This window comes from Comamonas antarctica (assembly GCF_013363755.1).
Classification (GTDB): Bacteria; Pseudomonadota; Gammaproteobacteria; order Burkholderiales; family Burkholderiaceae_C; genus Comamonas; species Comamonas antarctica.
In genome coordinates this window covers 1,397,855-1,422,529 of record NZ_CP054840.1, presented here as the reverse complement: position 1 = coordinate 1,422,529, position 24,675 = coordinate 1,397,855, and the positions used below count along the sequence as shown (strand labels likewise).

The 24,675-nt window shown below is 67.5% G+C and carries 27 protein-coding genes and 1 tRNA gene; 15 read left to right on the top strand and 13 right to left on the bottom strand.

Annotation, left to right across the window (positions count from 1 at the left end; genetic code table 11):
• Nucleotides 1-19: 19 nt before the first annotated feature.
• From HUK68_RS06750 to HUK68_RS06715, 8 genes are read left to right on the top strand one after another with little or no spacing between them, the layout of a single operon-like run.
• The gene (locus tag HUK68_RS06750) at nt 20-265 is read left to right on the top strand and encodes a hypothetical protein (RefSeq protein ID WP_175503505.1); all 246 of its coding nucleotides are present in this window, start codon (nt 20-22) and stop codon (nt 263-265) included.
• 26 nt (nt 266-291) lie between these two features.
• Nucleotides 292-525 carry a hypothetical protein gene (locus tag HUK68_RS06745; RefSeq protein WP_175503504.1) on the top strand — a complete coding sequence of 78 codons (234 nt, stop codon included), beginning with the start codon at nt 292-294 and terminating at the stop codon, nt 523-525.
• A 42-nt stretch (nt 526-567) separates the two neighbouring features.
• Nucleotides 568-780 carry a hypothetical protein gene (locus HUK68_RS06740; RefSeq protein ID WP_175503503.1) on the top strand — a complete coding sequence of 71 codons (213 nt, stop codon included), beginning with the start codon at nt 568-570 and terminating at the stop codon, nt 778-780.
• On the top strand, nt 773-991 hold the full coding sequence (locus tag HUK68_RS06735; RefSeq protein ID WP_175503502.1) for a hypothetical protein: 219 nt from the start codon (nt 773-775) through the stop codon (nt 989-991). The genes HUK68_RS06740 and HUK68_RS06735 overlap by 8 nt, the downstream gene beginning before the upstream one ends.
• 13 nt (nt 992-1,004) lie before the next feature.
• Nucleotides 1,005-1,523, top strand: a complete 519-nt coding sequence (locus tag HUK68_RS06730; protein WP_175503501.1) for a DUF4406 domain-containing protein — start codon at nt 1,005-1,007, stop codon at nt 1,521-1,523.
• A 14-nt stretch (nt 1,524-1,537) separates the two neighbouring features.
• Nucleotides 1,538-1,741, top strand: a complete 204-nt coding sequence (locus HUK68_RS06725) for a helix-turn-helix transcriptional regulator (protein WP_175503500.1) — start codon at nt 1,538-1,540, stop codon at nt 1,739-1,741.
• Nucleotides 1,741-3,510, top strand: coding sequence for a DNA cytosine methyltransferase (locus tag HUK68_RS06720; RefSeq protein ID WP_175503499.1), 1,770 nt, complete (start codon nt 1,741-1,743; stop codon nt 3,508-3,510). The genes HUK68_RS06725 and HUK68_RS06720 overlap by 1 nt, the downstream gene beginning before the upstream one ends.
• A 55-nt stretch (nt 3,511-3,565) precedes the next feature.
• Entirely contained in the window at nt 3,566-3,868 is a 303-nt protein-coding gene (locus tag HUK68_RS06715) for a hypothetical protein (protein ID WP_175503498.1), read from the top strand.
• Between the two features lie 75 nt (nt 3,869-3,943).
• Here HUK68_RS06715 and HUK68_RS06710 read toward each other — a convergent pair whose 3' ends face one another.
• From HUK68_RS06710 to HUK68_RS06685, 6 genes are all read right to left on the bottom strand, one after another.
• On the bottom strand, nt 3,944-4,180 hold the full coding sequence (locus tag HUK68_RS06710) for a hypothetical protein (protein WP_175503497.1): 237 nt from the start codon (nt 4,178-4,180) through the stop codon (nt 3,944-3,946).
• Between the two features lie 18 nt (nt 4,181-4,198).
• Nucleotides 4,199-4,432: a hypothetical protein gene (locus tag HUK68_RS06705; RefSeq protein ID WP_175503496.1), complete on the bottom strand. Its 234-nt coding sequence runs from the start codon at nt 4,430-4,432 to the stop codon at nt 4,199-4,201.
• Between the two features lie 165 nt (nt 4,433-4,597).
• The gene (locus HUK68_RS06700) at nt 4,598-5,614 is read right to left on the bottom strand and encodes a tyrosine-type recombinase/integrase (RefSeq protein WP_175503495.1); all 1,017 of its coding nucleotides are present in this window, start codon (nt 5,612-5,614) and stop codon (nt 4,598-4,600) included.
• Nucleotides 5,615-5,799: 185 nt separating this feature from the next.
• Nucleotides 5,800-5,886 (bottom strand) — tRNA-Leu (locus HUK68_RS06695).
• 92 nt (nt 5,887-5,978) lie between these two features.
• Nucleotides 5,979-9,194 (bottom strand): efflux RND transporter permease subunit, encoded by a 3,216-nt coding sequence (locus tag HUK68_RS06690; RefSeq protein ID WP_175503494.1) that lies wholly within the window; start codon nt 9,192-9,194, stop codon nt 5,979-5,981.
• 7 nt (nt 9,195-9,201) lie between these two features.
• On the bottom strand, nt 9,202-10,428 hold the full coding sequence (locus tag HUK68_RS06685; RefSeq protein WP_175503493.1) for an efflux RND transporter periplasmic adaptor subunit: 1,227 nt from the start codon (nt 10,426-10,428) through the stop codon (nt 9,202-9,204).
• A gap of 177 nt (nt 10,429-10,605) precedes the next feature.
• Here HUK68_RS06685 and hpnC point away from each other — a divergent pair, with 177 nt between their 5' ends.
• The 4 genes from hpnC to hpnE all read left to right on the top strand — a co-directional run bounded on the left by hpnC (nt 10,606) and on the right by hpnE (nt 15,202).
• Entirely contained in the window at nt 10,606-11,493 is an 888-nt protein-coding gene (gene hpnC, locus HUK68_RS06680) for a squalene synthase HpnC (protein ID WP_244146277.1), read from the top strand.
• A 113-nt stretch (nt 11,494-11,606) separates the two neighbouring features.
• Entirely contained in the window at nt 11,607-12,887 is a 1,281-nt protein-coding gene (locus HUK68_RS06675) for a DEAD/DEAH box helicase (protein ID WP_175503491.1), read from the top strand.
• 180 nt (nt 12,888-13,067) lie between these two features.
• Nucleotides 13,068-13,907, top strand: coding sequence for a presqualene diphosphate synthase HpnD (gene hpnD, locus HUK68_RS06670; protein WP_175503490.1), 840 nt, complete (start codon nt 13,068-13,070; stop codon nt 13,905-13,907).
• Nucleotides 13,904-15,202, top strand: a complete 1,299-nt coding sequence (hpnE, locus tag HUK68_RS06665) for a hydroxysqualene dehydroxylase HpnE (RefSeq protein WP_244146276.1) — start codon at nt 13,904-13,906, stop codon at nt 15,200-15,202. The genes hpnD and hpnE overlap by 4 nt, the downstream gene beginning before the upstream one ends.
• A 21-nt stretch (nt 15,203-15,223) precedes the next feature.
• Here the strand turns inward: hpnE and HUK68_RS06660 are convergent, their stop codons facing one another.
• The gene (locus tag HUK68_RS06660) at nt 15,224-16,042 is read right to left on the bottom strand and encodes an IclR family transcriptional regulator (protein WP_175503489.1); all 819 of its coding nucleotides are present in this window, start codon (nt 16,040-16,042) and stop codon (nt 15,224-15,226) included.
• Between the two features lie 142 nt (nt 16,043-16,184).
• On the opposite strand from HUK68_RS06660, the gene HUK68_RS06655 reads away from it, so the two are divergent.
• Together HUK68_RS06655 and HUK68_RS06650 are read left to right on the top strand one after the other, a co-directional pair.
• Nucleotides 16,185-17,213 carry a TRAP transporter substrate-binding protein gene (locus HUK68_RS06655; protein WP_175503488.1) on the top strand — a complete coding sequence of 343 codons (1,029 nt, stop codon included), beginning with the start codon at nt 16,185-16,187 and terminating at the stop codon, nt 17,211-17,213.
• Between the two features lie 24 nt (nt 17,214-17,237).
• Nucleotides 17,238-17,921 carry a hypothetical protein gene (locus HUK68_RS06650; protein ID WP_175503487.1) on the top strand — a complete coding sequence of 228 codons (684 nt, stop codon included), beginning with the start codon at nt 17,238-17,240 and terminating at the stop codon, nt 17,919-17,921.
• Nucleotides 17,922-17,923: 2 nt separating this feature from the next.
• On the opposite strand, the gene HUK68_RS06645 is transcribed toward HUK68_RS06650, so the two are convergent.
• The 5 genes from HUK68_RS06645 to HUK68_RS06625 all read right to left on the bottom strand — a co-directional run bounded on the left by HUK68_RS06645 (nt 17,924) and on the right by HUK68_RS06625 (nt 22,102).
• Complete coding sequence (locus HUK68_RS06645) at nt 17,924-19,114, bottom strand: MFS transporter (RefSeq protein WP_175503486.1); 1,191 nt, start codon at nt 19,112-19,114, stop codon at nt 17,924-17,926.
• Between the two features lie 98 nt (nt 19,115-19,212).
• Nucleotides 19,213-20,121, bottom strand: a complete 909-nt coding sequence (locus HUK68_RS06640) for a LysR family transcriptional regulator (RefSeq protein ID WP_175503485.1) — start codon at nt 20,119-20,121, stop codon at nt 19,213-19,215.
• 104 nt (nt 20,122-20,225) lie between these two features.
• Nucleotides 20,226-20,438, bottom strand: coding sequence for a DUF2788 domain-containing protein (locus HUK68_RS06635; protein ID WP_175503484.1), 213 nt, complete (start codon nt 20,436-20,438; stop codon nt 20,226-20,228).
• A gap of 11 nt (nt 20,439-20,449) precedes the next feature.
• Nucleotides 20,450-21,304 carry a DUF2189 domain-containing protein gene (locus HUK68_RS06630; protein ID WP_175503483.1) on the bottom strand — a complete coding sequence of 285 codons (855 nt, stop codon included), beginning with the start codon at nt 21,302-21,304 and terminating at the stop codon, nt 20,450-20,452.
• A gap of 33 nt (nt 21,305-21,337) precedes the next feature.
• On the bottom strand, nt 21,338-22,102 hold the full coding sequence (locus HUK68_RS06625) for an HAD family hydrolase (RefSeq protein ID WP_175503482.1): 765 nt from the start codon (nt 22,100-22,102) through the stop codon (nt 21,338-21,340).
• A 73-nt stretch (nt 22,103-22,175) separates the two neighbouring features.
• Here HUK68_RS06625 and hemH point away from each other — a divergent pair, with 73 nt between their 5' ends.
• Nucleotides 22,176-23,273, top strand: a complete 1,098-nt coding sequence (gene hemH / locus HUK68_RS06620) for a ferrochelatase (protein ID WP_175503481.1) — start codon at nt 22,176-22,178, stop codon at nt 23,271-23,273.
• Between the two features lie 17 nt (nt 23,274-23,290).
• Here hemH and HUK68_RS06615 read toward each other — a convergent pair whose 3' ends face one another.
• Nucleotides 23,291-24,667 carry a sigma-54 interaction domain-containing protein gene (locus HUK68_RS06615; RefSeq protein ID WP_175503480.1) on the bottom strand — a complete coding sequence of 459 codons (1,377 nt, stop codon included), beginning with the start codon at nt 24,665-24,667 and terminating at the stop codon, nt 23,291-23,293.
• Nucleotides 24,668-24,675 lie beyond the last annotated feature (8 nt).

Below are 24,675 nucleotides of genomic sequence, written 5' to 3'. Positions count from 1 at the left end.
CGTCAAAGGAGGAATGGCCATGCCCGCAGCACTCACGACCACCCGCCACACCGGGGAAACCCGCCGCCCACCCGAAGACGAGAAAGGTTCATCGCTGCGCGCGCAGGTGCTGATGGCGGCCCGCCGCCGGTGCGACGACATGCAGGACGGCCAGCCGGCGCGCGACCAGATGAAACGCGAGGTGATGGAGACGCCGGCGGATCTGCTGGCGGACCTGCTGATAGCCCTTTCCACCGTGCGCGTGCTGCGCATTGATTTTTTCTAACCCCACCACCTGCAGGAGCTGAGGCCATGCCCGCAAAACGCACCGAACCCACCCGCCGCGCCACCGATATGGCGGCCGGCTTCAAGTACACGAACGCCGTGAGCACTGACATCGGCAAGCGCTTCGCGGCCATTCGCCGCGCCGAGGCGAAGACGGCGCGCGCGCAGCAGCCCGCGGCCACCCATCCCGGCCAGGGCCAGCTGGATCTGGACGCCGGCGCCCAGGTGCTGCCGTTGTTCAAGCAGGCCAGCGCCGCGTAAGCCCCCCCCTCACCCGACACCCATCCAACCAGAAAGCCAACCATGCATCACAACATCCAGGCGCTCAAGAGCTACCGCGCCTTCCTGATTCCCGAAAACGCTCACGCGGCCGATGTCGAGGACTTGGCCGACGCGGGCCTGCTCCGCAGCATCCGCGTGAAGGCGGCCAATGCCGACCAGGCCGAATGCCGCGCCCATTTGGTCAGCGGCCAGCAGGTGCTGCGCGTGGAACGCGTGGAGGCCATTCATGCGTGAACCGACGTTCCGCGAAGTGCTGGCGCACATCGATGCGAAGCACAAGGTTGCAGCCAGCGAAGTCGCACACCTGCCCGCGGCGGAATGGCGCACTGCTCGCGGCTACGAACTGTGCAACCGCGAAAAAGAGTTGCACATCGCCCTGGTGGTCCTGCTTGAGCTGGCCGCCGAACAAGCTCCCCAGGCCGCGCCCGTGGCCACCTCGCACTGAAAGGACCCTGACCATGGGGACTCAAATTCTTCGCATTGTGCTGCTCAAGCTGGCCCTGGTCGGCGGTGGTGCCATGGGCTGGCGCATCGCGCGCCATGTGCTCGCCGATCAGGTGCGCCGCGCAGGCCAGGTGCTGCTGGGCAAGCAGGACTTGCGCTGCATCGTGTCGATGCTAAGCGTGATCCAAACGCGCCAGGGCGCCAAGCGCGTTTACCTGGCCGGTCCCATGTCCGGCCTGCCCGAACTGAACTACCCGGCTTTCAACGCTAAGGCCGCGGAACTGCGCGCCCGTGGCTGGCATGTCGAAAACCCAGCCGAGAACCCTGCCCCGCCCTGCGGCACCTGGCAAGGCTACATGCGGATGAGCCTGTGGCAGCTGATGACCTGCGAGGCCATCTACCTGATGCCTGGGTGGGCGGCGAGCAAAGGCGCAGCCATGGAATTCAGCGTTGCCCAGCAATTGGGACTCGAAATCATTGAATCGGTCAGCGTGCTGACCTCCCCGAAGGCTGCAGCAATCAGTGCGGCTTGAAATTAGGTAGAAAAATGAGCCACCACGTCACCGATACAAGCATTTCTGCCCGGCTGGACACGGCAGGAATTGCCCAGCTGCTGGGCCTGGGACGCGAGCATGTCACGAACCGCGTGACCAAGCGCCTCGATTTCCCCAAACCGTTCATCAACGTCAGCCGTCGTACCCGTTTCTGGCGCACCAGCGACGTCGTGCAATGGATGAAGGGGGCCAAATAATGCGGCGCGACGACTTCACCCTGCCGCTGGCCTTCCCGGGCGAGCTGATCATCGACAACTTCGCCGGCGGCGGCGGTACCAGCACCGGCCTGGAAGCCGCGTTCGGGCGCCCGGTCGATATCGCCATCAACCACGATCCCCAGGCGCTGGCCATGCACGCGCTGAACCACCCACACACTCAGCACCTGTGCGAAAGCGTGTGGGAGGTCGACCCGATCAAGGTCACGCGCAATCAGCCCGTGGCGCTGGTCTGGCTGTCACCCGACTGCAAGCACTTCAGCAAGGCCAAAGGCGGCACGCCGGTGGCGAAGCACATCCGCGGCTTGGCCTGGGTCGGCATGCGCTGGATCGCCCTGTGCAAGCCCCGTGTGCTGATGCTGGAGAACGTCGAGGAATTCCAGGACTGGGGGCCGCTGATCATCGACGCCGACGGCAACGCACGGCCATGCCCGCACCGCAAGGGCAAGACCTTCGAGAGCTTTGTGCGCCAGCTGCGCGCCCATGGCTACACAGTCGACTGGCGCGAGCTGCGCGCCTGTGACTACGGAGCCCCGACGATCCGCAAGCGCCTGTTCCTGATCGCGCGCCGCGACGGCCTGCCCATCGTGTGGCCCGAGGCCTCGCACGCGGAGCCGGCGAACCGCGCGGTACTGGCCGGCAAACTGGCTGCGCACCGTTCGGCCGCCGAATGCATCGACTTCGACCTGCCCGCGGAAAGTGTTTTCGGCCGCAAGAAGCCGCTGGTGCCCAACACCATGCGCCGCGTGGCAAAGGGTCTGTGGCGCCATGTGCTGACCACTGCCAGCCCGTTCATCGTCGGCGTCGGCGGGCGCATGGGCCAATCGCCTGAGCGGTCGGTGCGCACGCCGATGCAGACCATCACATCCAAGGCCGACAGCTGCGTGGCAATGCCGATCCTGGCCGCCCTGCGTGGCACCAGCGAGCAGCACCTGAGCAGTCACGACGTCTGTGCGCCGCTATCCATCGTCTCAGCCGGCGGCACACACCACGCGCTGGCCGGCGCCCACCTAGTGACGATCGGCTATGGCGAGCGCGAGGGCCAGGCGGCGCGCGCGCAGGACCTGAGCCTGCCGCTGGGGACGGTGGTGGCCGGCGGCGTCAAGAGCGCACTGGTCGCGGCCTGCCTCGAGCAGGCGAACGGCGGTTTCTACGAGGGCGACGGTCGCGCCGCTGATGACCCTATGTCGACCATCACCGCAGCCGGCAGCAACCAGCGTCTAGTCGCGGCCTACCTCGTCAAGTATTACAGCGAAGGTGGCCAGGACAGCGCCTGCAGCGAGCCCATGCACACCGTGCCCACCAAGGCGCGCATGGGCCTGGTGCAGACCCAGCAGGTGCCGGCCGCGCTGCTAAGCGATGACCAGCGCGAGCGCGCGCGCCTGTGCGCCGAACTGCTGCATCAGCACCTGCCCGAGCACTTCCCCGAGGCCGCCGCCCTAGTGCTGATGTGGCATGCAGAGCAGTGGTGGGTGCTGGTCGACATCACGCTGCGCATGCTCAAGCCGCGCGAGCTTTATCGGGCCCAGGGCTTCCCCGAGGGATACCAGATCACCGAGATCCCGGACCCGGCCCTGCTGTTTGTCGACGGACAGCAAGCCGCACACCCACTGGACCTGCCCCGCATCCCGCTGACGGCCACGGCCCAAGTCCGCATGTGCGGTAACAGCGTTTCCCCACCAGTGGCCGAGGCACTGGCGGCAGCCAACTTCGCCCATGAGGCGCTGATCTATGGAACAGCAGCGGCGTGATACAAGGCCGCGTCCTACAAATAAGCCTATAAAATGACGTCAAAGCAATCATCGCATGTATGAGGGACACATGGTGGATTCGCCGCTGCTGATAGGATTTGTTGTACTGGTAGTGCTAATGCTGACAGTCGTTTTAATGGGTGCATTTGGCGCTGCCGACCGTTTCATGTTCGTGTTGCAACTGGCATTTGTGTGCGCAGCCGCTTCCGCTGTTTGGGGCGCCATGAATGAGCTTGCAATGACCGAGTACGCCGTTTGGACCATGTATGCAGTCGGCGTCTCGCTCGCTGTACTCATGATTCTTCGCTCGCATCAGAAAGATCCTCCGCACGAAGTCGACGAATCCAAGTTGCCTTGATCACTTATGCGTCTTGACGGCACTAGGCAACGTGTCGGGCTGGCTTTCCCGCTTTAGGCGCAGTAAAGAAGGCGCTCAGATTTGAGAGGTGCCTTTGAGATGATGGTCCACCCAGAACTTAGCGTGTCTAAGAACTTGGGTCTCGGCCAGCAGAATATTCTCGAAGCGTGACGGCGGTATCGACATCACCTGGATGTTGTTCTCCAAGATAACCGCGGTGCCTACCGGGATGCCATCGTCCTGTGCGAAGACCCAGATTTCATGCCCTCGGTAGAGAACTTTGACTGGTGCAACCACCGCTTCTCCTTCCATATAGCCTCCCCTGGCGACTCAACGTTCAAGCCTCAGATCTTCAGGCAATACCCCAGCTTGAGAGGTTCGCATCTCGATCAGCTGCTGCTCAAGCTGTCTGATCTTTCGAATCACATCTTCGACTCCGGCTTGTGCCAGAGCTTCTGGCTCCATCAGCCCGCGATACAGCTTCTCAATATCTTCCTGCACCTCCTTCATTGCAGGGGTAACCGAGGACAGTGGCTTGACGCTTAGAAAAGGCACGCGCTGCATGGATACATCTTGATGCATTCTGCAGCGCATGCAATACCGGGACACTACTTAGTCACTTTTCACCCCGCTTTCGAGCGATCTTTTTTGGAGCATTGAAAATCACCATCAAGACCCTGCTACCGCATTTGGAGGATGGTCAAAAGTCCGCTCTGCTGGATTATTACCTCAGAGACGGGCGGCTATAGCTTCTTCAGTTTCGCGGTAATAGGTGTTGAAAAGTTCATTAATGTTTTTATGCCCACTGATCTTGGCCAGCGTCATCACATCCACGCGTTTGCTCAACATCGTCAGCGCGGTAGCTCGAAGATCGTGGAAGCGCAACCCCTTCACCATGGTGCGGTCGCGCAGCTTGCGATAAAGCGTGTCCCGGCTCGCATCGCTGATGGTGAAGTAGCTCTCCCGCTTCTCGTTCACTGCCTGGGCCTCCAACACCCGCAGCAGGCGCACGGCGCGGCCCGGCAGCGGAACGCGACGGGCACCGACCACCGCTTCGGTCTTGTGGTGGCGCAACTCGTAAACCTTACGTTTCAGGTCTACTGTGGTTGTGGACATGCGCAGAATCTCCCCGCTGCGCAGTGAAGTGGCCAGCGCAATCAGCATGGCCCATGCCGCCTCCTGCTGTGGTGTTCTGGGCGCCACGCGCGGTGAAGTCCCTGCCGACCGAAGAATCAAACGGATTTCCTCCCAACCACCTACTCGGCGCCGCGCGTGGCCCTTCGTGGGCAGCTTAATGTCTTTCCACGGGCTTTGGCCTGCCCACTTCCATTGCCTTACCGCCAACGTCCAGATAGGGCGGAATTGCTGCGCCTCGCGCAATACGCTGGAGCCGGAGACCAGTTTTAGCCTGGCATCGCGCCAAGCCGCCAGGTCTTCGCCGGTGATCTTGTGGAAGGTCTTGCCGGCGAGATCCGGGTAGTCACGCAGCCAGGCGTCGAAGCGTAGGTTGTCCGCCCGGGAAACTCCGGCCGGCTTTTTGTCGGTGACCTCCACGCGGTAGCGTGCCACCGCTTCAGCAAGCGTGCGAGACGGATACTCACCGCGGGTGCCGGCCAGAATCGCGGCCTCCTCGGCCACGGCCCATGCCTGTGCTTCGGCTTTGGTCGGCCGGGTCGCCGTGCGGCGCACGCCGGCGCGCTCCACCTCAGCCCGCCACCCGTTCTTTACTTTCCTGAAATACGCCATTCGTGCTCCTGTTTTCCCGCGCGGGATCGCATGCGGGATCTGCGCGGGATGAGGATGTAATTCTGCGTGGTTTTATGTCGGATTCGGTCAGCCAAGCACCACCGCCGAGGGCAAGAAAAAAGCCCGTTTTCAGAGGAGAAAACGGGCTTCTGTAAGGTTCAGCTGTTTTTGCTGAGTTTCATATGTGGTGCGCGAGGGGGGACTCGAACCCCCACACCATTGCTGGCGTCAGGACCTAAACCTGGTGCGTCTACCAATTTCGCCACCCGCGCAGTTTATGGATTGCAGCCGCTGGCCGCAATCCTAGGTCAACCGCCTATTTTACCTGCGCGAAAATGCCCTTCAGGCCTTCGGCTGCAAGTTTTTATGCCTCGGGTTCGGGCCGGCGCACGCGGAACACGGCTGCGTACATGGCCGGCAGCGCCAGCAGCGTCAGCACCGTGGCCACGAGCAGCCCGCCCATGATGGCCACGGCCATCGGGCCCCAGAACACGCTGCGCGACAGCGGGATCATGGCCAGCACGGCGGCGGCGGCGGTGAGCACGATGGGCCGCAGGCGGCCGACCGTGGCTTCGATGATGGCGTTCCAGGTCGGCATGCCGCGCGCACGGTCGACCTCGATCTGGTCGATCAGGATCACCGAGTTGCGCTGGATCATGCCCATCAATGCAATCACGCCCAGGAGCGCGACGAAGCCGAACGGGCGGTTGAGCAGCAGCAGCGCGGCGGCCACGCCGGCAATGCCCATCGGGCCGGTCAGGAACACCAGCAGCGCGCGGCTGAAGCTGTGCAGTTGCAGCATCAGCAGCGTGAAGGTGATGAACAGCATGACCGGCAGGCCCGCGGCAATGGAGGAGGCGCCCTTGGAGCTTTCCTCGACCGCGCCCGCGACTTCGATGCGGTAGGCGTTTGCCCCCTCGGCATGCCAGCGCTGCTCGATCGCGCGCAGCCCGGGCAGCAGCGCCTCGGTCACCGTGGCGCCCTGCAGGCCTTCGCGCACGTCTCCCTGCACCGTGATCGCATAGCTGCGCCCTTCGCGCCACAGCACGCCCGGCTCCCAGGCCATGACCGGCTTGGCGATCTGCGTGAGCGGAATCGACTGGCCCGAAGCCGTGGGGATGTAGGCGTTGCCGATGTCGGTGATCGCGTCGCGCTCGTCGAGCGGCGGCCGCAGCACGATGTCGATCAGCCGGTCGCCTTCGCGGTACTGGCCGACCGTGGCGCCGCTGAGCAGCGTGTTCGCCGCCTTGGCGATGGACTGGCTGCTCACGCCCAGCGCGCGCGCCTTGTCCTGGTCGACCTCCAGGCGCAGCGCCTTGACCGATTCGTTCCAGTTGTCGTTGACGCCGCGCATGTCGGCGTTGTCGCGCAGCAGCTGCTTGACCTCGTCGGCATGCGCGCGCAGCGTGGCCGGATCCGGGCCGACGACGCGGAACTGCACCGGGTAGGGCACGGGCGGCCCCGAGGACAGCAGCGTCACGCGTCCGCGCGCCTGCGGAAACTCCTGCGCCAGCATCTCGGGCAGCTGCCGGCGCAGGCGGTCGCGCTGCGCGAGGTTTTCGGCCACGACAATGAACTGCGAGACATTGGTCTGCGGGAACACCTGGTCCAGCGGCAGATAGAAGCGCGGCACGCCCGAACCGAACCAGGTGGTCACGGTCTCGACGCCGGGCTCGGCCAACAGGCGCTTCTCCGCGGCTTCGGCGGTCTGCGCGTTGGCGGCAAACGAGGTGCCTTCGGGGAACCACAGGTCGACCATGATCTCGGGCCGCGTCGAGTCGGGGAAGAATTGCTGCTGCACGCGCGTCATGCCGAACACGCCCAGCGCCAGCACCAGCAAGGTGACGCCGATGGTGATCCAGCGATGGTCGATGCACCAGTCGACGGCGCGCCGGAAGCGGTTGTAGAACGGACTGTCGAACACTTCGTGCGTGGCATGTGCGGCAGGAGCACCGGCGGTTGCGGTGCCGGCAGAAGCATCCTCCGCCAGCGTCTCATCGGGCGGCGTGCTGCGCGCATGCGGCGGGCGCTTGAGCAGCAGCAGGCCCAGATAGGGCACGAAGAACACCGAGGCCAGCCAGCTCAGCAGCAGCGCCACCACCGTGACCGCGAAGATCGCAAACGTGTATTCGCCCGTCATCGACTTGGCCAGGCCGATGGGCAGGAAGCCCGCGGCCGTGATCAGCGTGCCGGTCAGCATGGGCATCGCCGTGATCTCGTAGGCAAAGGTGGCCGCGCGCAGCTTGTCGTAGCCCTCCTCCATCTTGCGCACCATCATCTCGACGGCAATGATCGCGTCGTCGACCAGCAGCCCCAGCGCGATGATCAGCGAGCCCAGCGAGATCTTGTGCAGGCCGATGTCCCAGTACCACATGGCCAGGAAGGTCGCGGCCAGCACCAGTGGAATGGTGATGCCCACCACCAGGCCCGGGCGCGGGTCGATGTACCAGCGCCGCCACCAGCGCTGCGGGCCTTCGCGCTTGTGCAGGCCCAGGCTGATGAAGCTCACCGCGAGCACCACCGCCACGGCCTCGATCAGCACCTTGATGAACTCGTTGACCGAGTTGGACACGGCCTTGGGCTGGTCCTGCACATTGACCAGCTGCATGCCCGCCGGCAGCTCGCTGGCCATGCGCGCGCTCGCGGCGCGCAGCGCCTTGCCCAGGCGGATGATGTCGCCGCCCTTGGTCATGGCCACGCCCAGCGCGATGGAATCCTGGCCCTGGTGGCGCACCTTCACGTTCGGCGGATCGGTATAGCCGCGGCGGATCTCGGCGATATCGCCCAGCCGCAGCTGCGCGCCCGAGGCGCCGCGGATCGGCATGGCGCGCAGGTCCTCGACCGCGTTGAAGGCGCCGGCGACGCGCACCTGCACCTGCTCGTCGCCGGCTTGCACGACGCCCGCGCTCTGCAGCGCGTTCTGCTGGTCGAGCTGGGCCAGCACCTGGTTCATGTCGAGGCCCAATTGCGACAGGCGCAGCTGCGACAGCTCGATGTAGAGCTTCTCGTCCTGCACGCCGAACATCTCGACCTTGGCGACATCGGGCACGCGCAGCAGCTGCTGGCGCACGTCGTCGGCCACGTCCTTGAGCTCCGCATAGCTGAAGCCCGGACCCTGCAGCGCGTAGATCACGCCATAGACGTCGCCGAAGTCATCGTTGAAGAACGGCCCCTGCACGCCCTGCGGCAGGGTATAGCGCATGTCGCCGATCTTCTTGCGCACGGTGTACCAGAGCTGCGAGACCTCGCTGGGCTTGGAGTTGTCCTTGAGCTGGAAGATGATCTGCGACTCGCCGGGCTTGGAGTAGCTGCGGATCTTGTCGGCATAGGGCACCTCCTGCAAGGTGCGCTCGAGCTTGTCGGTGACCTGTTCGGCCACCTGCTGCGCCGTCGCGCCGGGCCAGTAGGTGCGCACCACCATGGCGCGGAAGGTGAACGGCGGGTCTTCATCCTGCCCCAGCTGGAAGTAGGCGGCAAAGCCCAGCAGCACGATGGACACCAGCAGGTAGCGCGTGAGCGCGATGTGCTCGAGCGCCCAGCGCGAAAGATTGAAGCCTGGTTTGGGCTGCATTGGATTCATGGCGGACTCAGCGGGTGGCGGGGGCGGGCTGGGACGGTGCAGCCGGTGCGGCGGCCGGTGCCGCGGCGGCCGGTGCCGCGGCGGCCGGTGCCGCGGCGGCCGATGCCGCGGCAGCGCCAGCCGCAGTGGTATCGCCCGGACCCTGGTACACCGTCACCTTCTGGCCCGGCGCCAGCACATGGCCGCCGGTGGCCACGACGCGCATGCCGGCCGTGAGGCCTTGGGTGATCACCACCTGGTTGCCGTCGGCCGTGCCCACCACCACCGGCTGCGAACGCACCGTGCTCGACGCGGGATCGAACACCCAGACGGCCGAGCCGCCGCCCGCCTGGTGCAAGGCCGTGGTCGGCAGCTTGATGACGCTTTCGCCGGCCGCGCCCATGCCCTCGGGCACTGCATGCACCGTGGCGCCCAGCGCCGGCAGCGCCTGGCCGGGCGCGGGCTCCAGCGCCACCTTCACGAGATAGGTGCGCGTCGCCGCATCGGCGCTGGCCGCGACTTCGCGCACCCGGCCGCGCAAGCGCTGGTCGTCCGCCCAGGTGCGCACCGCCACCGCCTGGCCGGGGCGCACGCGCGCCACCTTGTCCTCGGGCACCGAGAACACCACGTCGCGCTCGCCGTTCTGCGCGATGCGCACCACGGGCGTGCCCGCAGCCACCACCTGGCCGGGTTCGGCATCGATGCCCGTGACCACGCCCGCCACATCGGCCACGAGGCGCGTGTAGTCGGCCTGCAGCGACTGGCTCGCAGCCTGCGCGCGCGCCTGGTCGAGGCTGGCCTGGGCCGACTTCAGCGTGGCCTCGCGGCGGTCGAGCTCGGCACTGCTGATGAAGTTCTGCGCCTTGAGCGTGCGGTAGCGCTGCACGTCGGCGGCCGCGAGATCGCGCTGCGTGGTGGCCGCGGCCACCTGCGCGCGCCCGGCGTCGGCAGCGAGCCGGTAGTCCTGCGCATCGAGTTCGGCCAGCAGCTGGCCCGCGCGCACCTGCTGCCCGAGTTCGACCTGGCGCGAGACCAGCTTGCCCGGCACGCGAAAACCCAGCCGCGACTCGATGCGCGCGCGCACTTCGCCCGCGTACTCGATCTGCGTGCCATAGGCGCCCGTGCCGACCTCAAGCAGCTTCACGGCGCGCACCGGCTCGGGAGCGGGCGCCGGGCGCGAACAGGCGGCAAGGCCGCAGGCCAGGACCAGGGCGGGAATGGCCCAGCGGGGCCGCGAAAGAAGCAAGGAGGGCATGGGACGCCTAAAAGAGCGCAGGCCGCTGTCCATGGACGGATATCGCCCATGGACACGGGCCCACGACACAGTACAAATCTGCGAGGAATCGGTCTGCCAGACGGCAGATCGACACTAATGACTCATCGGTTAGTAATTATCAAAGGCCGGGCGCGCTTGTCAAGCGACAATGCTGGCGTGAAACCTGCCGCTTCGTCAAACCCCCTGCCCCCGGCCACGCCGCCCACGCTGGCGGCACCGGTCACCCATTACGAGAACTTCCCCGTGGCCTCGCTGCTGTGCCCGCCGCATCTGCGCCAGCCGATTGCCGCGATCTACGGCTTTGCACGCACCGCCGACGACATTGCCGATGAAGGCGATGCCGCGCCGCACGAACGGCTGGCCGAGCTCGCGGCCTACCGCGCGCAGCTGCAGGCCGTGGCCGCGGGCCAGGTGCCCGCCGCGCGCTGGGCCGCGGTGTTCGGGCCGCTGCAATGCGCCATCCAGCAGCATGCGCTGCCGGTGGCGCTGCTCGACGATCTGCTCAGCGCCTTCGTGCAGGACATCCACAAGACCGCGGCCGCAGGCACCTACGCCGACCGCGCCGAACTGCTGGACTATTGCCGGCGCTCGGCCAATCCCGTGGGCCGGCTGCTGCTGCATCTCTATGGCGTGCATGACGCACAGGCACTGGCGCAAAGCGATGCGGTCTGCAGCGCGCTGCAGCTGATCAACTTCTGGCAGGACCTGAGCGTGGACATTCCGCGCGGCCGCCACTATCTCAGCGATGCCGACTGCGCGCGCCATGGCGTCACGCGCGCCGAACTTGCCACGCTGATCAGCACGCCGGCCACGCAGCAGCTGATTGCCGACAACGCGCGCTGGGCGCGTGAGTGCATGCTCGCGGGCCTGCCGCTGGTGCACCGCCTGCCCGGGCGCGCGGGTTGGGAACTGCGCCTCGTGGTGCAAGGCGGGCTGCGCATTCTCGACAAGGTCGATGCGCTGCAGGGCGCGAGCCTGCACACCCGCCCCACGCTGGGCAAGGCCGACTGGCTGCGCATGCTGGGCCGCTGCCTGCGCATGTAAAGGCCCTGGCCTGGGGCGCTGCGCCGCCGCTGGCGCACAATCCCCCCATTACCGGCGCTGGCCCGCGTGTCCGCGCGCCCGGCTTTCGCGCCCGCACCTCTTATTGCAAATCCATGCCTTTTTCCTCTCTTGGCCTTTCCCCGGCCCTTGCCCGCGCCGCCAGTGAACTGGGGTTCGCGCAGCCCACGCCCATCCAGTCGCAAGCCATTCCCGCGATCGTGCAGGGACGCGATGTCTGGGCCTCGGCGCGCACCGGCTCGGGCAAGACCGCGGCATTCGCGCTGCCCGCGCTGCTCCAGCACCAGAACCTGGCGCTGGCCCAGCGCCCCGGCGGCGCGCGCAGCGTCCATACGCTGGTGGTGGTGCCCACGCGCGAACTCGCGGCGCAGGTCGGCGAAGTGCTGCGCAGCCTGGGCCGGCACTTGCCGCAGCCGCCGAAGATCGCGGTGGTGTTTGGCGGTGTGTCGATCAATCCGCAGATGATGGCGCTGCGCGGCGGCGCCGACATCGTGGTCGCCACGCCGGGCCGTCTGCTGGACCTGGTGGACCACCGCGCGCTGAAACTGGCCCAGGTGCAGCTGCTGGTGCTCGACGAAGCCGACCGCTTGCTGGACCTGGGTTTTGCCGACGAACTGCAGCGCACGCTGGCGCTGCTGCCGAAGAAGCGCCAGACACTGTTCTTCTCGGCCACCTACCCGCAGGCCGTCGAGGCGCTGGCGCAAAGCCTGCTGCAGGACCCGCTGCGCGTGGAAGTGGCCACCGACACCGCCGAAAGCCAGGCCACCATCGTGCAGCGCGCGATTGCCGTGGACACGCCGCGGCGCACGCAGCTGCTGCGCACGCTGTTGGCCGACCCGGCCTGGAGCCGCGTGCTGGTGTTCGTGGCCACCAAGCACACGGCCAATGTCGTCGCCGAGAAGCTCTACAAGAACGGCATCTACGCCACGCCTTTCCATGGCGAACTGAGCCAGGGCGCGCGCCAGCAGGTGCTCGAGGAGTTCAAGGACGAGCGCTGGCAGGTGGTGGTCACCACCGACCTGGCGGCGCGCGGCATCGACATCGCCCAGTTGCCGGTGGTGGTGAACTACGACCTGCCGCGTTCGGCCGTCGACTATGTGCACCGCATCGGCCGCACGGGCCGTGCGGGCGAAAGCGGCCTGGCGGTGAGCTTCGTCACGCCGGCCAGCGAGGCCCACTGGCAGCTGATTGAAAAGCGCCAGCACCTGGCGCTGCCACGCGAGATCATCGAAGGGTTCGAGCCGACCGAAGAAGTGCCCGCCCCCGTGCCCGGCGCGGCGGATGGCAATGGCGGAGTCAAGGGCAAGCGGCCGAGCAAGAAGGACAAGCTGCGCGCGGCGGCCGCGGCGGCTGAAGGCCGGCGCGACGGCGCTTGAGGGCAGGCCGTTCAGCCTTCGACCGGGCTCAGGACGAACGGGGGGTACTCACCCTGGGCCCAGGGCCCTGGGCCCTAAGCCCTGAGCTTGTCGAAGGGTCGAAGGGTGGCCCCTCGAAGGCCCACCCACAACCCAATCCCCCAAAGCCCCAGCCGCGATCATGGGAGAATCAGCGCCAATATGAATCCGGCCCAGTACGCTCAAGAAAAGGCTGCCGCTTCGGGCAGCAGCTTTTATTACGCCTTTCTTTTCCTGCCGCCGCAGCGGCGCGCGGCCATCACGGCCTTCTATGCGTTCTGCCGCGAGATCGACGATGTGGTCGATGAGGTCAGCGATCCCGGCGTGGCCGCGACCAAGCTGGCCTGGTGGCGCGGCGAGGTGGCCAAGTCCTTTGCGGGCCAGCCCACGCACCCCGCGATGCAGGCGCTGATGCCCAGCACGGCCGAGTACGGCATCACGCAGGCGCATCTGCTGGCCGTGATCGATGGCTGCCAGATGGATCTGGACCAGACGCGTTACCTCGACTACGCCGGCCTGCAGCGCTACTGCCACCTGGTGGCGGGCGTGGTCGGCGAGGTCGCCGCGCGCATCTTCGGCCAGACCGAGGACGCCACCACGGCCTATGCGCACAAGCTGGGACAGGCACTGCAGCTGACCAACATCATCCGCGATGTCGGCGAGGACGCGCTGCGCGGGCGCATCTACCTGCCCGTGAACGAACTGCAGCAGTTCGACGTCAAGGCGCACGAGATCCTCAAGCGCCAGTATTCGGACCGCTTCACCGCGCTGATGCGCTTCCAGGCCGAGCGCGCGCACCGGCTCTATGACGAAGCGCTGGCCCTGCTGCCCGCGGCCGACCGGCGCGCGCAGAAACCGGGCCTGATGATGGCCAGCATCTACCGCACGCTGCTGCGCGAGATCGAGCACGACAACTTCCAGGTGCTGCACCAGCGCATCAAGCTCACGCCGCTGCGCAAGCTCTGGCTGGCGTGGAAGATGCAGGCGCTGGGGCGCATGTGAGCGCGCGCGTCGCCGTCATCGGCGGCGGCTGGGCCGGCCTGGCGGCGGCGGTGACACTGGGGCAATCGGGCCGCCAGGTCACGGTCTACGAGGCCGCGCGCCAGTGGGGCGGGCGCGCGCGCGCGCTGGCGCTCGACACGCCCGACGGACCGCTCACGCTCGACAACGGCCAGCACATCCTGATTGGCGCCTATAGCGACTGCCTGGCGCTGATGCGCAGCGTCGGCGTCGAGGTCGACACCGCGCTGCGGCGCCTGCCGATGACGCTGCGCCACGCCGATGGCTCGGGCCTGGCATTTCCCGATCTGGCGCCGCCGCTCGATGCGCTGGCGGGCATTCTGGGTGCGCGCGGCTGGCGCTGGCGCGAGCGGCTGGCATTGCTGGCCTGGGCCACGCGCTGGCGGCTGCGCGGCTTTCGTTGCGATGAACGCGCCAGCGTGGCCGATCTGTGTGCTTCGCTGCCGCCAAGGCTGATGGCCGAATTCATCGAGCCGCTGTGCGTCTCGGCGCTCAACACGCCGCCCGCGCTGTCGAGCGGCGCGGTATTCCTGCGCGTGCTGCGCGATGCGCTGTTCAGCGGCCGCGGCGGCTCGAACTTCCTGCTGCCGACCTGCGACCTGGGCCAACTCTTTCCCGCCACCGCGGCCGACTGGCTGCAGGCACGCGGCCACGACCTGCGGCTGGGCACGCGGGTGGCGCAGTTGCAGGCCGATGGCAAGGCGTGGCGGGTCGATGGCGAAGCCTTCGACGCGGTGCTGCTGGCGACGCCCGCGAGCGAAGCCGCGCGCCTGGCCGGCCAGGCCGCCAAGTCCCTGCCCGATGCGCCGGCGCTGCGCCAATGGCCGGCGAGCGCCGCGGCGCTTGAACATACCGCCATTGCCACGGTCTACGCCCGCAGCGCAAGGCCGCAGCAGCGCCTGCAGCCCGGTTTGCCCTTGTTGGCGCTGCGTCCCGGCCCGGATGCGCCCGCGCAATTCGTCTTCGACCGCGGCCATCTGGGCGGCCCGGCGGGCCTGATGGCCTTTGTGGTCAGCGCCAGCGTGGCCTCGCGCGCCGATACCGAAGCCCAGGTGCTGGCCCAGGCCGCGCGCGAACTCGGCTGGCATGGCATGCAGCCGCTCACCACGGTGATCGACAAGCGTGCCACCTTTGCCTGCACGCCCGGCCTGCAGCGCCCCGCCCAGGCACTGGCGCCGGGACTGCTGGCCTGCGGCGACTATGTCGCAGGGCCCTACCCGGCCACGCTCGAAGGTGCGGTCAGGAGCGGGATCGGCGCGGCGCAGGCGCTGCGCTGAACGCGGCGTGCGGAGGCCGGCTCAGCCCTTCCTATCCAGCTGATTGCCCCAGGTCCCGACATTGGCGGACTTGAGCAGCGGCGACGCATCTCCGGCCACGGCCAGTTCCGCCGCCGCCTCCATCAAGGCCGGACCAAAGCTGGCCATGGCCTTTTGCGTGAGCCGCATCGATGGCCCTGCCACCACCAGCACGCCCGTGGTGGGCTCACCCTTGCGGCGCACCGGCGCGGCCATCGAACTCATGCCGGGCGCATACATGTCCTGGATGATGCAATAGCCGCGCTCGCGGTGGCCTTCGAGCAGCTTCATCAAGGCCTTGACCGAGGTTGGCGCATTCGGGCCGAACTGCTTCGGGCTGCCCAGACCCTGACGGCTGACCAGCGCGATGGCCTGGTCCTCGGGCAGCGTCATGAGCCAGGCCTGGCCCGCGGCGCTGCACGACAGCTGCAGGTCGATGCCCATGTCGGGGTCATAGAGCAGGCCGGACTTCGCGCCCTGGGCCTTGGCCACCAGCGTAAGGCGTTCGCCGTCGACGATGGCCAGGCGCGCGAGTTCGCCCGTGGCCTCGGCCAGCCGCTGGATCACCGGCTGGGCAATGTCGACCACGCCGGATTTGCTCAGGAAGCTCAGCCCCATCGACGACAGCTTGGTGGTCAGCGCGTAGTCGCCCTTTTGCGGCATCTGGCGCACATAGCCGTAGCCGATCAGCTCGTGCAGCGTGCGGTGGCAGCCGCTGCGCAGCTGGTTCAGGTCGGTGGCGATCTTCACCAACGCCGCGCCGTCCGGATACCCCACGAGGTATTCAAGGATGGCCAGCGATTTCTCCATGGCGCCGCTCATGTCGTTTCTCCTTGCCCACAAAAATGACGCCCATCATAACCGTTCAAAAGTTGAACGACGTTGAAAATTTGAACATCATTCAACTTTTTGGATATGATGGCCGCCGGCATCCGTTTCCTTCCCTCAACGCAAAGGTAGAGACATGAAAACCACCCCGTCCCTGATTCGCCGCGCCATCGTCGGTGCCGCCGGCGCCCTGCTGCTGGCGCAAGCCCCGGCGGCGCTGGCGCAGGAGGTGAAGGAGCGCAACCTCAAGTTCGCCTTCAGCCTGGCCAAGGACCACCCGCTGGGCCAGGGCGCGCAGAAGTTCGCCGACCTGGTGGCGCAAAAGAGCGGCGGCAAGATCAAGGTCTCGATCTATGCCAATGCGGTGCTGGGCGGCGACCCGCAGAACCTGTCGGCGGTGCGTGGCGGCACGCTGGACTTCACCTCGATGGCCACGGGCCTGCTGGCCGGCGTGGACAAGCAGTTCATGGTGTTCGACTTCCCCTTCCTGTTCAACAACGCCCAGGAAGCGTACGCGGTGTCCGACGGCCCGGTCGGCACGCAGTTGCTGGACGGCCTGTCGCGCTTCGGCCTGGTGGGCCTGGGCATCTGGGACCTGGGCTTTCGCAATATGACCAACAGCAAACGCCCGATTGCCCGCGCCGAGGATCTGCAGGGCCTGAAGCTGCGCGTGATTGCCGCGCCGATCTATATCGACATGTTCAACACGCTGGGCGCCAATCCCGTGCCCATGACCTTCGGCGAGGTCTATGGCGCGCTTGAATCAAAGGCCATCGACGGGCAGGACAACCCGGTGGGCGTGATCGAGTCGGCGAAATTCGCCGAGGTGCAGAAATACCTGTCGCTGACCCGGCACATCTACACCGGCATGCCGCTGCTGATGAGCAAGAAGACCTGGGACGGCATGTCGGCCGCCGAGCGCAGGATCATCACCGAGGCTGCGGACGAAGCCAAGGCCGAGGAGCGCAGGATCTCGCAGCGCAAGGAGGCGCAGGCCATCGACGGCCTGAAGAACACCATGCAGGTCAACGAAGTGAGCCCGGCCGAAGTCGCGCGCCTGCGCCAGAAAGTGCAGCCCGTGGTCGACAAGTTCAGCAAGGAAGTCGGCGATCCGCTCATGCAACAGGTGAACGCCGAACTGGCGCGCCTGCGCGCGGCGAAATGACGGCTTGAGAACGAAAGGACCATCATGGCACTTCTGGGCAAGGCCGCCGTTGCAATGTGGTGGGATATGGCCGGCGCATGGCGTGCGGAATTCGAGGACTGGCATTCGCATGAACATTTCCCTGAACGCATGGGCATTCCCGGATTCCTGCGCGGCTCGCGCTGGGCCGATGCGGACGGCGGCGAAGGCTTCTTCGTCATGTACGAACTCGACCGCTATGAAACGCTGGTATCGGACGGCTATCTGAGCCGCCTGAACCAGCCCACGCCCTGGTCGTCGCGCCTCATGCCCCAGCACCGCAACATGGTGCGCAGCCAGTGCCAGGTGCTGGAGAGCGCGGGCAGCGCGCTCGGGCGTTTCATGCTCACCGTGCGCTGCTCGCCGGCGCGCGGCGGCGCGCAGGCGCTGCGCGGCCACCTGCGCGCGCAAGCCGAGGCACTGTCCCAGCAGCCCGGCACGACCGGCGCGCATCTGCTGCAGACGCAGACACCCGATATCGCGCCCACCACCGAGCAGAAAATCCGCGGCGGCGACCAAGCCGCCGACTGGATCTACCTGGTCAGCGGCTATGACCGGCACGCGCTCGAGGCCAGCCTGGCGGGCGGGCTGTCCGCGCCAACGCTCCAGGCGCATGGCGCCGACGCCGCGCCCTGCGCGCAGGTTTTCACGCTGTGCCATTCAGCGGAAAACGCCCGGTGCCCGGACTGAGTTCACGCGTCTTTGCGCAGGCTCCAGCGCGCCAGTACCAGCGCCGCCAATGCCGCAGCACCGGCAACGAGAGCGCCCGCCACGCCCACACTGCCCACGCCCCAGCCCGCCACGCTGGCGCCGCCGAGCATCGCGCCCAACGCAATGCCGCCATTGGCCGCGGAAACATTGATGGTCCCCGCCAATGCCTGGGCCTGGGGCGCGGCCTTCATCACCCGGATCTGGCAGATCGGGTAAAGCGCGGTATTGGCAATGCCCCACAGCGCCAGGGCGAGCACCAGGCCCGCGTGCTGCTGCGCCAGCGCCACCGTGCCCAGCATGCCCAGCGCCAGCAGGACGCTGAATGCCGCCGTGGCCGCCAGCGGCTGGCGGTCGACCCAGCGCCCGCCCAGCCAGTTGCCCAGCAGGCCCACCGCGCCGAAACCCATCAGCCACCAGCCCACCTGCGCGGCCGGCACCAGCGCCTGTTTTTCCAGCAGCTCGGCAAGATAGGTGTAGCCAGTGAACATGGCAGTGAACACCGCGACCGACAGCAGCACCTGGGCGACGAGCCCCGGATCGCGCAGGATGCGCGCCTGCTGCGCCAGCCCCACGCGCGGGCTGCCGGCCAGCGCCGGCATGGAGAAATGCAGCAGCAGCGCCACGAGTGCCGAAAGCAAGGCCAGCGCCCAGAACGCGCCGCGCCAGCCGATGGCATCGCCGGCCAGCGTGCCCAGGGGAATGCCGAACAGCATGGCCGCGGAGATGCCCAGATAGACGGTGGCCACCGCCCGGCCCGCGCGTCCGGGCCCGGCCAGCTGCGCGGCGGTTTCACTGGCCGTGCCCCAGAACACCGGCAGCGCCAGCGCCGGCACGATACGGGCCAGCGCCAGCACCCAGAGATTCGGCGCCATCGCGGCCAGCGCGTTCGACAGCGCAAACAGCACCAGCACCGCCCCGAACATGCGCTTGCGCTCGATATGCGCCAGGCGTGCGGTGAGCAGCGGCCCGAACAGCATCACCACCACCGCAAACAGCGTCACCAGCTGGCCCGCGGTGGCCACGGAAATCGACAGGTCCCGCGCCAGCGCCGGCAGCAGGCCGACCATGAGGAACTCGGTGGTGACGATCACGAAGGCGGCGACCGCCAGGATCAGCGTGGACGTCTGGCCTGCGGCGGGCTGTGGCCGACCAGCGGCGCAAGATGAGGGCATGGAGCGGAAACCGAAAATGCAAAGGCGCGAGCTTATTGATTCCCCATGTTCCCGTGTTGGATGAAATTTCTCCAGACTTCATCCAAACATTCCGCAATTCAAACGCTCAGTCCTTTTCCCAGATGGCCCAGCAGCGCATCCACCTTGGGCAGCAGTTGGCGGCTGCGCTGCCAAAGCAGATACAGCGGCAGGCCGTCCGCGGCAAACGACGGCAGCACCTCGACCAGTTCCCCGCGCGCGATCCGCTCGCCCACGAGCCAGGTCGAAATCTGCGCCACGCCCAGCCCCTGCAGCACCGCATCGACCCAGGCCTGGGCATTGCCCACTTCCAGGCGCGCCGTCGGCTGGAGATGCTCGATCGGCGCCGTGCCGCGCTGAATCAGCCAGGGCGCAGGCGACCCATCGGCACGCAGATAGAGCACGCCGTCCATGGCATTCAGCGCCGCCCGGTCGTCGGCCAACGGGCCGACGCGTTCGAGATAGGCGGGCGCGCAGCAGAAGACGCGCCGGTCGCGGCCCAGATACCGGTGGCCGATGGGCGCGGGCCAGCGCTCGCTGCCGCCAATGCGCACCGCGACATCGATGCCGTCTTCGACCAGGTCGACAAACCGGTCGGTGAACGAGATCTGTGGCTGTACGCCGGGATAGGCCTTCACGAAATCAAACAGCAGCGGCATGACGCGCAGCTGGCCGTAGGTCGCGGGCAGATCGATGCGCAACCGGCCCTGGGGCGCGCTGCCCTCGGACTTGAGCACATGCTCGGCTTCCTCGAGTTGGCCCAGCACCTGCTGGCAGGTCTTGTGGAACGCCTGGCCGGCATCGGTCAGCGCCAGCCGCCGCGTGGTGCGCTCGAACAGCCGCACGCCCAGGCGCGACTCGAGCCGCGCCACGGCCTTGCCCACGGCCGAGTTGGTCAGATGCAGGCGTTCGCCCGCGGCGGTGAAGCTGCCGGCATCGACCACGCAGACAAATACGTCTATCCCCTTGAGGCGCTCGGAAGTGAACATGTTCAACGCCGGAGGCTCAGCCTTGCCGGCAGTTCGGTGGGCGGCTTTGGCCACGGGCCCAGGAGCCTCTGCAGAATTTCATGCGGATTGCAGGGACCGCGGAGCTATCGCTCCAGCCACCACTGGATGATGAACTTGGCGATGAAGCCGATGAAACCCACGCCCAGTCCGAGAAAGATCACGAAGGTGCCGAACTTGCCGGCCTTGGACTGGCGCGCCAGCTGCAAGATGATGAACAGCATGAAAAGAATGAACGCCCCCACCCCGTAGGTGAGAAAGAAGTGCGCGATCTGCTCTTCCGTAAACCCGAAAATCACAACGACATTTCCTACAACGCCCTGCCCGGCGGCGCCGGCTCGCGCGGCGCGAGCCCGGACACATCCACCAGGTCACGGTAGGCATGCCAGCTCGCATGTCCCAGCATCGGAACCACGGCCACCAGGCCGATCAGCAGCGAGCCCAGGCCCAGCAGGGTAAACAACACAATCAACGCCGCCCACAGCGCCATGGGCGCCGGGTTGGCAATCACGACCGTCCAGCTGGTCAGCACGGCTTGCCAGACGCTCACGCGGCGGTCGAGCAGCAGCGGCATGGCCACGACGCTGGACGCAAAGATCGGCGCGGCCAGGAAACTGCCCAGCGCCAGCCACAGTGCAAACAAGCGGCCATCGTGGGCCAGCACCACCTGCTGCAGGAAATCCATGGGCGTGCGCACCGGCACCGGCGACAGCACGGTGATCAGCGACGCCGACACCACGACCCAGCCCGTGGCCGCCAACGACAGCAGCAGGCCGAAGCGCACCAGGCACCAATAGCCGGCGTGCTGCTGCAGCCCTGCATGGCCGCTCTGCCAACGCATCCAGGTCTGGCGCACCAGGCCCGGGCCGACCGCCTCGCCGCGCTCCAGCGCGCGGCTGATCGCATACAGGCTGGTGGCCACCACCGGTCCGATGACGAGAAACCCCGACAGGGCCCCAGCCATCAGCCAGAAGCGATTGTGCCCGACGGCCAGGATGGCAGCGCCCAGCAGCGCCAATACCAGACCGTGCGCGTAGCCCAACAGCGGCGCGCGGCACAGGTCGCGCCAGGCCAGCCCTAGCCAGGCCAGCGGCTGCAGCAGGCCGATGCTGTGGACCGGGGGAAGCGCGGAGGGAGACAGGCGGGAGGGCAGGATACTGGGCATAGGTCTCGGCTCGCAGGCAGGGAGGGTCGGGAATCAGCCTTGGGCCAGACCCTGACACAACTGCGCGAGACTGGCCACCGTCGCGTGGGGCGTCACCCCCTCGTGCGGCCAGTCTACGCCCGCGCGGTTGAGCCAGGCTGCGTGCATACCCGCATCCATCGCGCCCTTGACGTCGAGCATGGCGTCGTCGCCGATGTGCAGCACGCTGTCTGCGGGCACGCCCGCGGCTTCGGCCGCGAGCGCGAAGATGCGCGCGTCGGGCTTGGCAAAGCCCACGCGGTGGGCGCTCACGCTGGCGTGGAAGAAGCGCCCGAGCCCCACGACATGCACATCGGCCGTGCCGTTGCTCAACGCCACGACGGGCCAGCGCGACGACAGGAATTCCAGCGCGGGCAGCGCGTCCTCGAACAGCTCGACGCGTTGGCGTTCGGCAAAGAAGGTATCGAACGCGGCTTCGGCCAGCGTGTGGTCGTCGCCGGCACGCGTCAGCGCCAGGCGGATGGATTCGCGCCGCAGGCCGTTGAGGTCATGCGCGAGATCGGGCCGCAGGCTGCCGATCTCGTTGCGCACCGCGCGCACGGCTTCGGCGGTCTGCAGCGACTGCGCCGTGGCCGGCGCATGGACGTGCAGCCATTCGAGCAGCACGCGCTCGGCGCGTTCGATGGTCGGCCAGATGGGCCACAGCGTGTCGTCGAGATCGATGGTGATGGCACGGATGGCGTGGGCACGCACGCCGTGGGCACGGATGGCGTGGGCAGGCACGCCGCCGAAGGCACTGAAATCAGGGAGAGCTTGCATATGCGCTCGAGAATACCGCAGCCATCGCGGGCCGGGGGCTGCGCGCGGCCCCGGGCCTTGGCACAATCGAAGCATGCCTTCACGCTTTGTGCCCGAACCCCCTTTCATCCACGGACAGGTGCCGCGCACCGCCGTGCTGCTGTGCAACCTGGGCACGCCCGATGCGCCGACGGCGCCGGCCGTGCGCCGTTATCTCGCGCAGTTCCTTGGCGACGACCGCGTCGTGGAGATCCCGAAACTGGCCTGGTGGCCGATCCTGCACGGCATCATCCTGCGCACGCGCCCGGCGAAATCGGCCGCGAAGTATGCAACCGTGTGGCATCCCCAGGACGGCTCGCCGCTCGCGCATTGGACCGCGCGCCAGGCGCTGCTGCTGCGCGGCTGGCTTGGCGAGGCGGGCCAGCATGTGCTGGTTCGGCACGCGATGCGCTATGGCAACCCGTCCATCGCCAGCGAACTCGATGCGCTCAAGGCCGAAGGCGCGACGCGCATCCTGATCCTGCCGCTGTACCCGCAGTACTCGGGCACCACCACGGCCAGCGTGTTCGATGCGGTGTACGACTGGGCGCGCACGCAGCGCCACATTCCCGAGCTGCGCTTCGTCAACCGCTACCACGACGACGCGGGGTATATCGACGCGCTGGCGCGGCGCATCGAGGCGCACTGGCGCGATGCCGGGCGCAGCGCGCATCTGGTGATGAGCTTTCACGGCGTGCCCGAACGCACGCTGCACCTGGGCGATCCCTACCACTGCGAAAGCCACAAGACCGGCCGGCTGCTGGCCGAACGCCTGGGCCTGGCGCCGTCGCAGTACACCATCACCTTCCAGTCGCGCTTTGGCAAGGCGAAATGGCTTGAGCCGTACACCGAGCCGACGCTGGTCGCCATGGCCCAGCGCGGCGTGCAAAGCGTCGACGTGGTCTGCCCGGGCTTCACCAGCGACTGCCTGGAAACGCTCGAGGAAATCAACCAGGAAGCGCGCGAAGCCTTCCTGCATGCGGGCGGCAAGGCGTTTGCCTATATCCCCTGCCTCAACGACAGCGCGCCCTGGATCACGGCGCTGAGCCAGCTGACGCAGCAGCATCTCGCGGGCTGGCCCACGGCCATGCCGGATGCGGCGGCGCTCGAACGATCGGCGCAGCGCGCCCGCGGCATGGGCGCGGCGCAATAGCCACGCCAGCGCGGCCGTCAGCGCAGGTTCTCGCGGCGCCAATGGGCGTCCTGCACCTCGCGCGCCGGCAGCGCCAGGCCGTGCTTGTCCATCAGCCGGTACAGCGTCATGCGCGAGATGCCCAGGTCGCGCGCCGCATGGGTGATGTTGTTGCCGACGCGGCTCAGCGTCTGGTGGATGGCTTCGCGCTCGGCCTGGGTGCGCGCCAGATCCAGCTGCGCGCCGGCCACGAGTTGCGTTCTCGGCAGGCCCAGATCGGCCACGCCGATCCAGCGCGCATCGCTCATCACCACGGCGCGCAGCACCCGGTTGTAGAGTTCGCGCACATTGCCGGGCCAGGCGTAGCCCAGCATGGCCGCCAGCGCCTGGCGGCTGAAGCCCTGCAGCCGCGCGGGCCGGTCGGCCGCGCAACGCGCAAAGAAATGCTGGGCCAGCTCAGGCACGTCCTCGATGCGTTCGCGCAGCGGCGGCACCTGCAGGGCCAGCACGTTGAGGCGGTAGAACAGGTCCTCGCGGAAACGCCCCTGGGCCACGGCACTGGCCAGGTCCACATGCGAGGCCGCCACCACGCGCACATCGACTTCGATGTCGACCAGCCCGCCGACGCGCGTGAGCGTGCGGTTCTGCAGGAAACGCAGCAGATGCGCCTGCAGATCGAGCGGCAGGTCGCCGATCTCGTCGAGAAACAGCGTGCCGCCCTGCGCGGTCTCGATCAGCCCGCGCTTTTGCGCCGCGGCGCCGGTGAACGCCCCGCGCTCGTGGCCGAACAGTTCCGACTGGATCAGCGCGGGTGCGACCGCCGCGCAGTTGATGGCCACGAACGGCCGGTCGCGGCGCGTGGAGCAGTCATGGATGGCGCGCGCCGCGAGCTCCTTGCCGGTGCCGCTTTCTCCGCCGATCAGTACCGAAGCCTGGGTCTGCGCCACCTTCGCGATGTCCTGGCGCAGCTGCTGCATGCCGGCACTGCGGCCCACCATGCCCAGCGCGTCGCCGGCAGCGGCCGGCTGGCTTTGGCACTGGCGCAGGCGTGCCCGCCGCTCAAGATGCTCCAGCACATGCTGCATGGCAGGCCAGTCGAGCGGCATGACCTGGTAGTCGAAAAAGCTCTCGAGCGCCTGGCGCCGGAATGCCACGCCCTCGAGCGCCACCTCCTCGCACAGCGCCACCCATTCCATGCCGGGCGCCGACTGCAGGCAGCGTTCGACCAGCTCCAGCGTCTGGGGCCGGGCCGTGCCCACGCCCAGCAGGCCGACCCCGGCGTCGCGTTGCGCCAGCGGCGCCGCTGCCGCATCGGCGGCCAGCGTCACCTGCCAGCCCAGCTGCTGCAGCCGCCGCGCGACTTCGTCCATGCCACCGCCTTCGAGATCCAGGCAGAGGATATGCGCCTGCTTCATGGCTGCGC

Bases quoted from the DNA above. Each gene is read 5' to 3' on its own strand.
- HUK68_RS06750 (WP_175503505.1), top strand. From the start codon at position 20: ATGCCCGCAGCACTCACGACCACCCGCCACACCGGGGAAACCCGCCGC.
- HUK68_RS06745 (WP_175503504.1), top strand. From the start codon at position 292: ATGCCCGCAAAACGCACCGAACCCACCCGCCGCGCCACCGATATGGCG.
- HUK68_RS06740 (WP_175503503.1), top strand. From the start codon at position 568: ATGCATCACAACATCCAGGCGCTCAAGAGCTACCGCGCCTTCCTGATT.
- HUK68_RS06735 (WP_175503502.1), top strand. From the start codon at position 773: ATGCGTGAACCGACGTTCCGCGAAGTGCTGGCGCACATCGATGCGAAG.
- HUK68_RS06730 (WP_175503501.1), top strand. From the start codon at position 1,005: ATGGGGACTCAAATTCTTCGCATTGTGCTGCTCAAGCTGGCCCTGGTC.
- HUK68_RS06725 (WP_175503500.1), top strand. From the start codon at position 1,538: ATGAGCCACCACGTCACCGATACAAGCATTTCTGCCCGGCTGGACACG.
- HUK68_RS06720 (WP_175503499.1), top strand. From the start codon at position 1,741: ATGCGGCGCGACGACTTCACCCTGCCGCTGGCCTTCCCGGGCGAGCTG.
- HUK68_RS06715 (WP_175503498.1), top strand. From the start codon at position 3,566: ATGTATGAGGGACACATGGTGGATTCGCCGCTGCTGATAGGATTTGTT.
- HUK68_RS06710 (WP_175503497.1), bottom strand. From the start codon at position 4,180: ATGGAAGGAGAAGCGGTGGTTGCACCAGTCAAAGTTCTCTACCGAGGG.
- HUK68_RS06705 (WP_175503496.1), bottom strand. From the start codon at position 4,432: ATGCAGCGCGTGCCTTTTCTAAGCGTCAAGCCACTGTCCTCGGTTACC.
- HUK68_RS06700 (WP_175503495.1), bottom strand. From the start codon at position 5,614: ATGGCGTATTTCAGGAAAGTAAAGAACGGGTGGCGGGCTGAGGTGGAG.
- HUK68_RS06690 (WP_175503494.1), bottom strand. From the start codon at position 9,194: ATGAATCCAATGCAGCCCAAACCAGGCTTCAATCTTTCGCGCTGGGCG.
- HUK68_RS06685 (WP_175503493.1), bottom strand. From the start codon at position 10,428: ATGCCCTCCTTGCTTCTTTCGCGGCCCCGCTGGGCCATTCCCGCCCTG.
- HUK68_RS06675 (WP_175503491.1), top strand. From the start codon at position 11,607: ATGCCTTTTTCCTCTCTTGGCCTTTCCCCGGCCCTTGCCCGCGCCGCC.
- hpnD (WP_175503490.1), top strand. From the start codon at position 13,068: ATGAATCCGGCCCAGTACGCTCAAGAAAAGGCTGCCGCTTCGGGCAGC.
- HUK68_RS06660 (WP_175503489.1), bottom strand. From the start codon at position 16,042: ATGAGCGGCGCCATGGAGAAATCGCTGGCCATCCTTGAATACCTCGTG.
- HUK68_RS06655 (WP_175503488.1), top strand. From the start codon at position 16,185: ATGAAAACCACCCCGTCCCTGATTCGCCGCGCCATCGTCGGTGCCGCC.
- HUK68_RS06650 (WP_175503487.1), top strand. From the start codon at position 17,238: ATGGCACTTCTGGGCAAGGCCGCCGTTGCAATGTGGTGGGATATGGCC.
- HUK68_RS06645 (WP_175503486.1), bottom strand. From the start codon at position 19,114: ATGCCCTCATCTTGCGCCGCTGGTCGGCCACAGCCCGCCGCAGGCCAG.
- HUK68_RS06640 (WP_175503485.1), bottom strand. From the start codon at position 20,121: ATGTTCACTTCCGAGCGCCTCAAGGGGATAGACGTATTTGTCTGCGTG.
- HUK68_RS06630 (WP_175503483.1), bottom strand. From the start codon at position 21,304: ATGCCCAGTATCCTGCCCTCCCGCCTGTCTCCCTCCGCGCTTCCCCCG.
- HUK68_RS06625 (WP_175503482.1), bottom strand. From the start codon at position 22,102: ATGCAAGCTCTCCCTGATTTCAGTGCCTTCGGCGGCGTGCCTGCCCAC.
- hemH (WP_175503481.1), top strand. From the start codon at position 22,176: ATGCCTTCACGCTTTGTGCCCGAACCCCCTTTCATCCACGGACAGGTG.
- HUK68_RS06615 (WP_175503480.1), bottom strand. From the start codon at position 24,667: ATGAAGCAGGCGCATATCCTCTGCCTGGATCTCGAAGGCGGTGGCATG.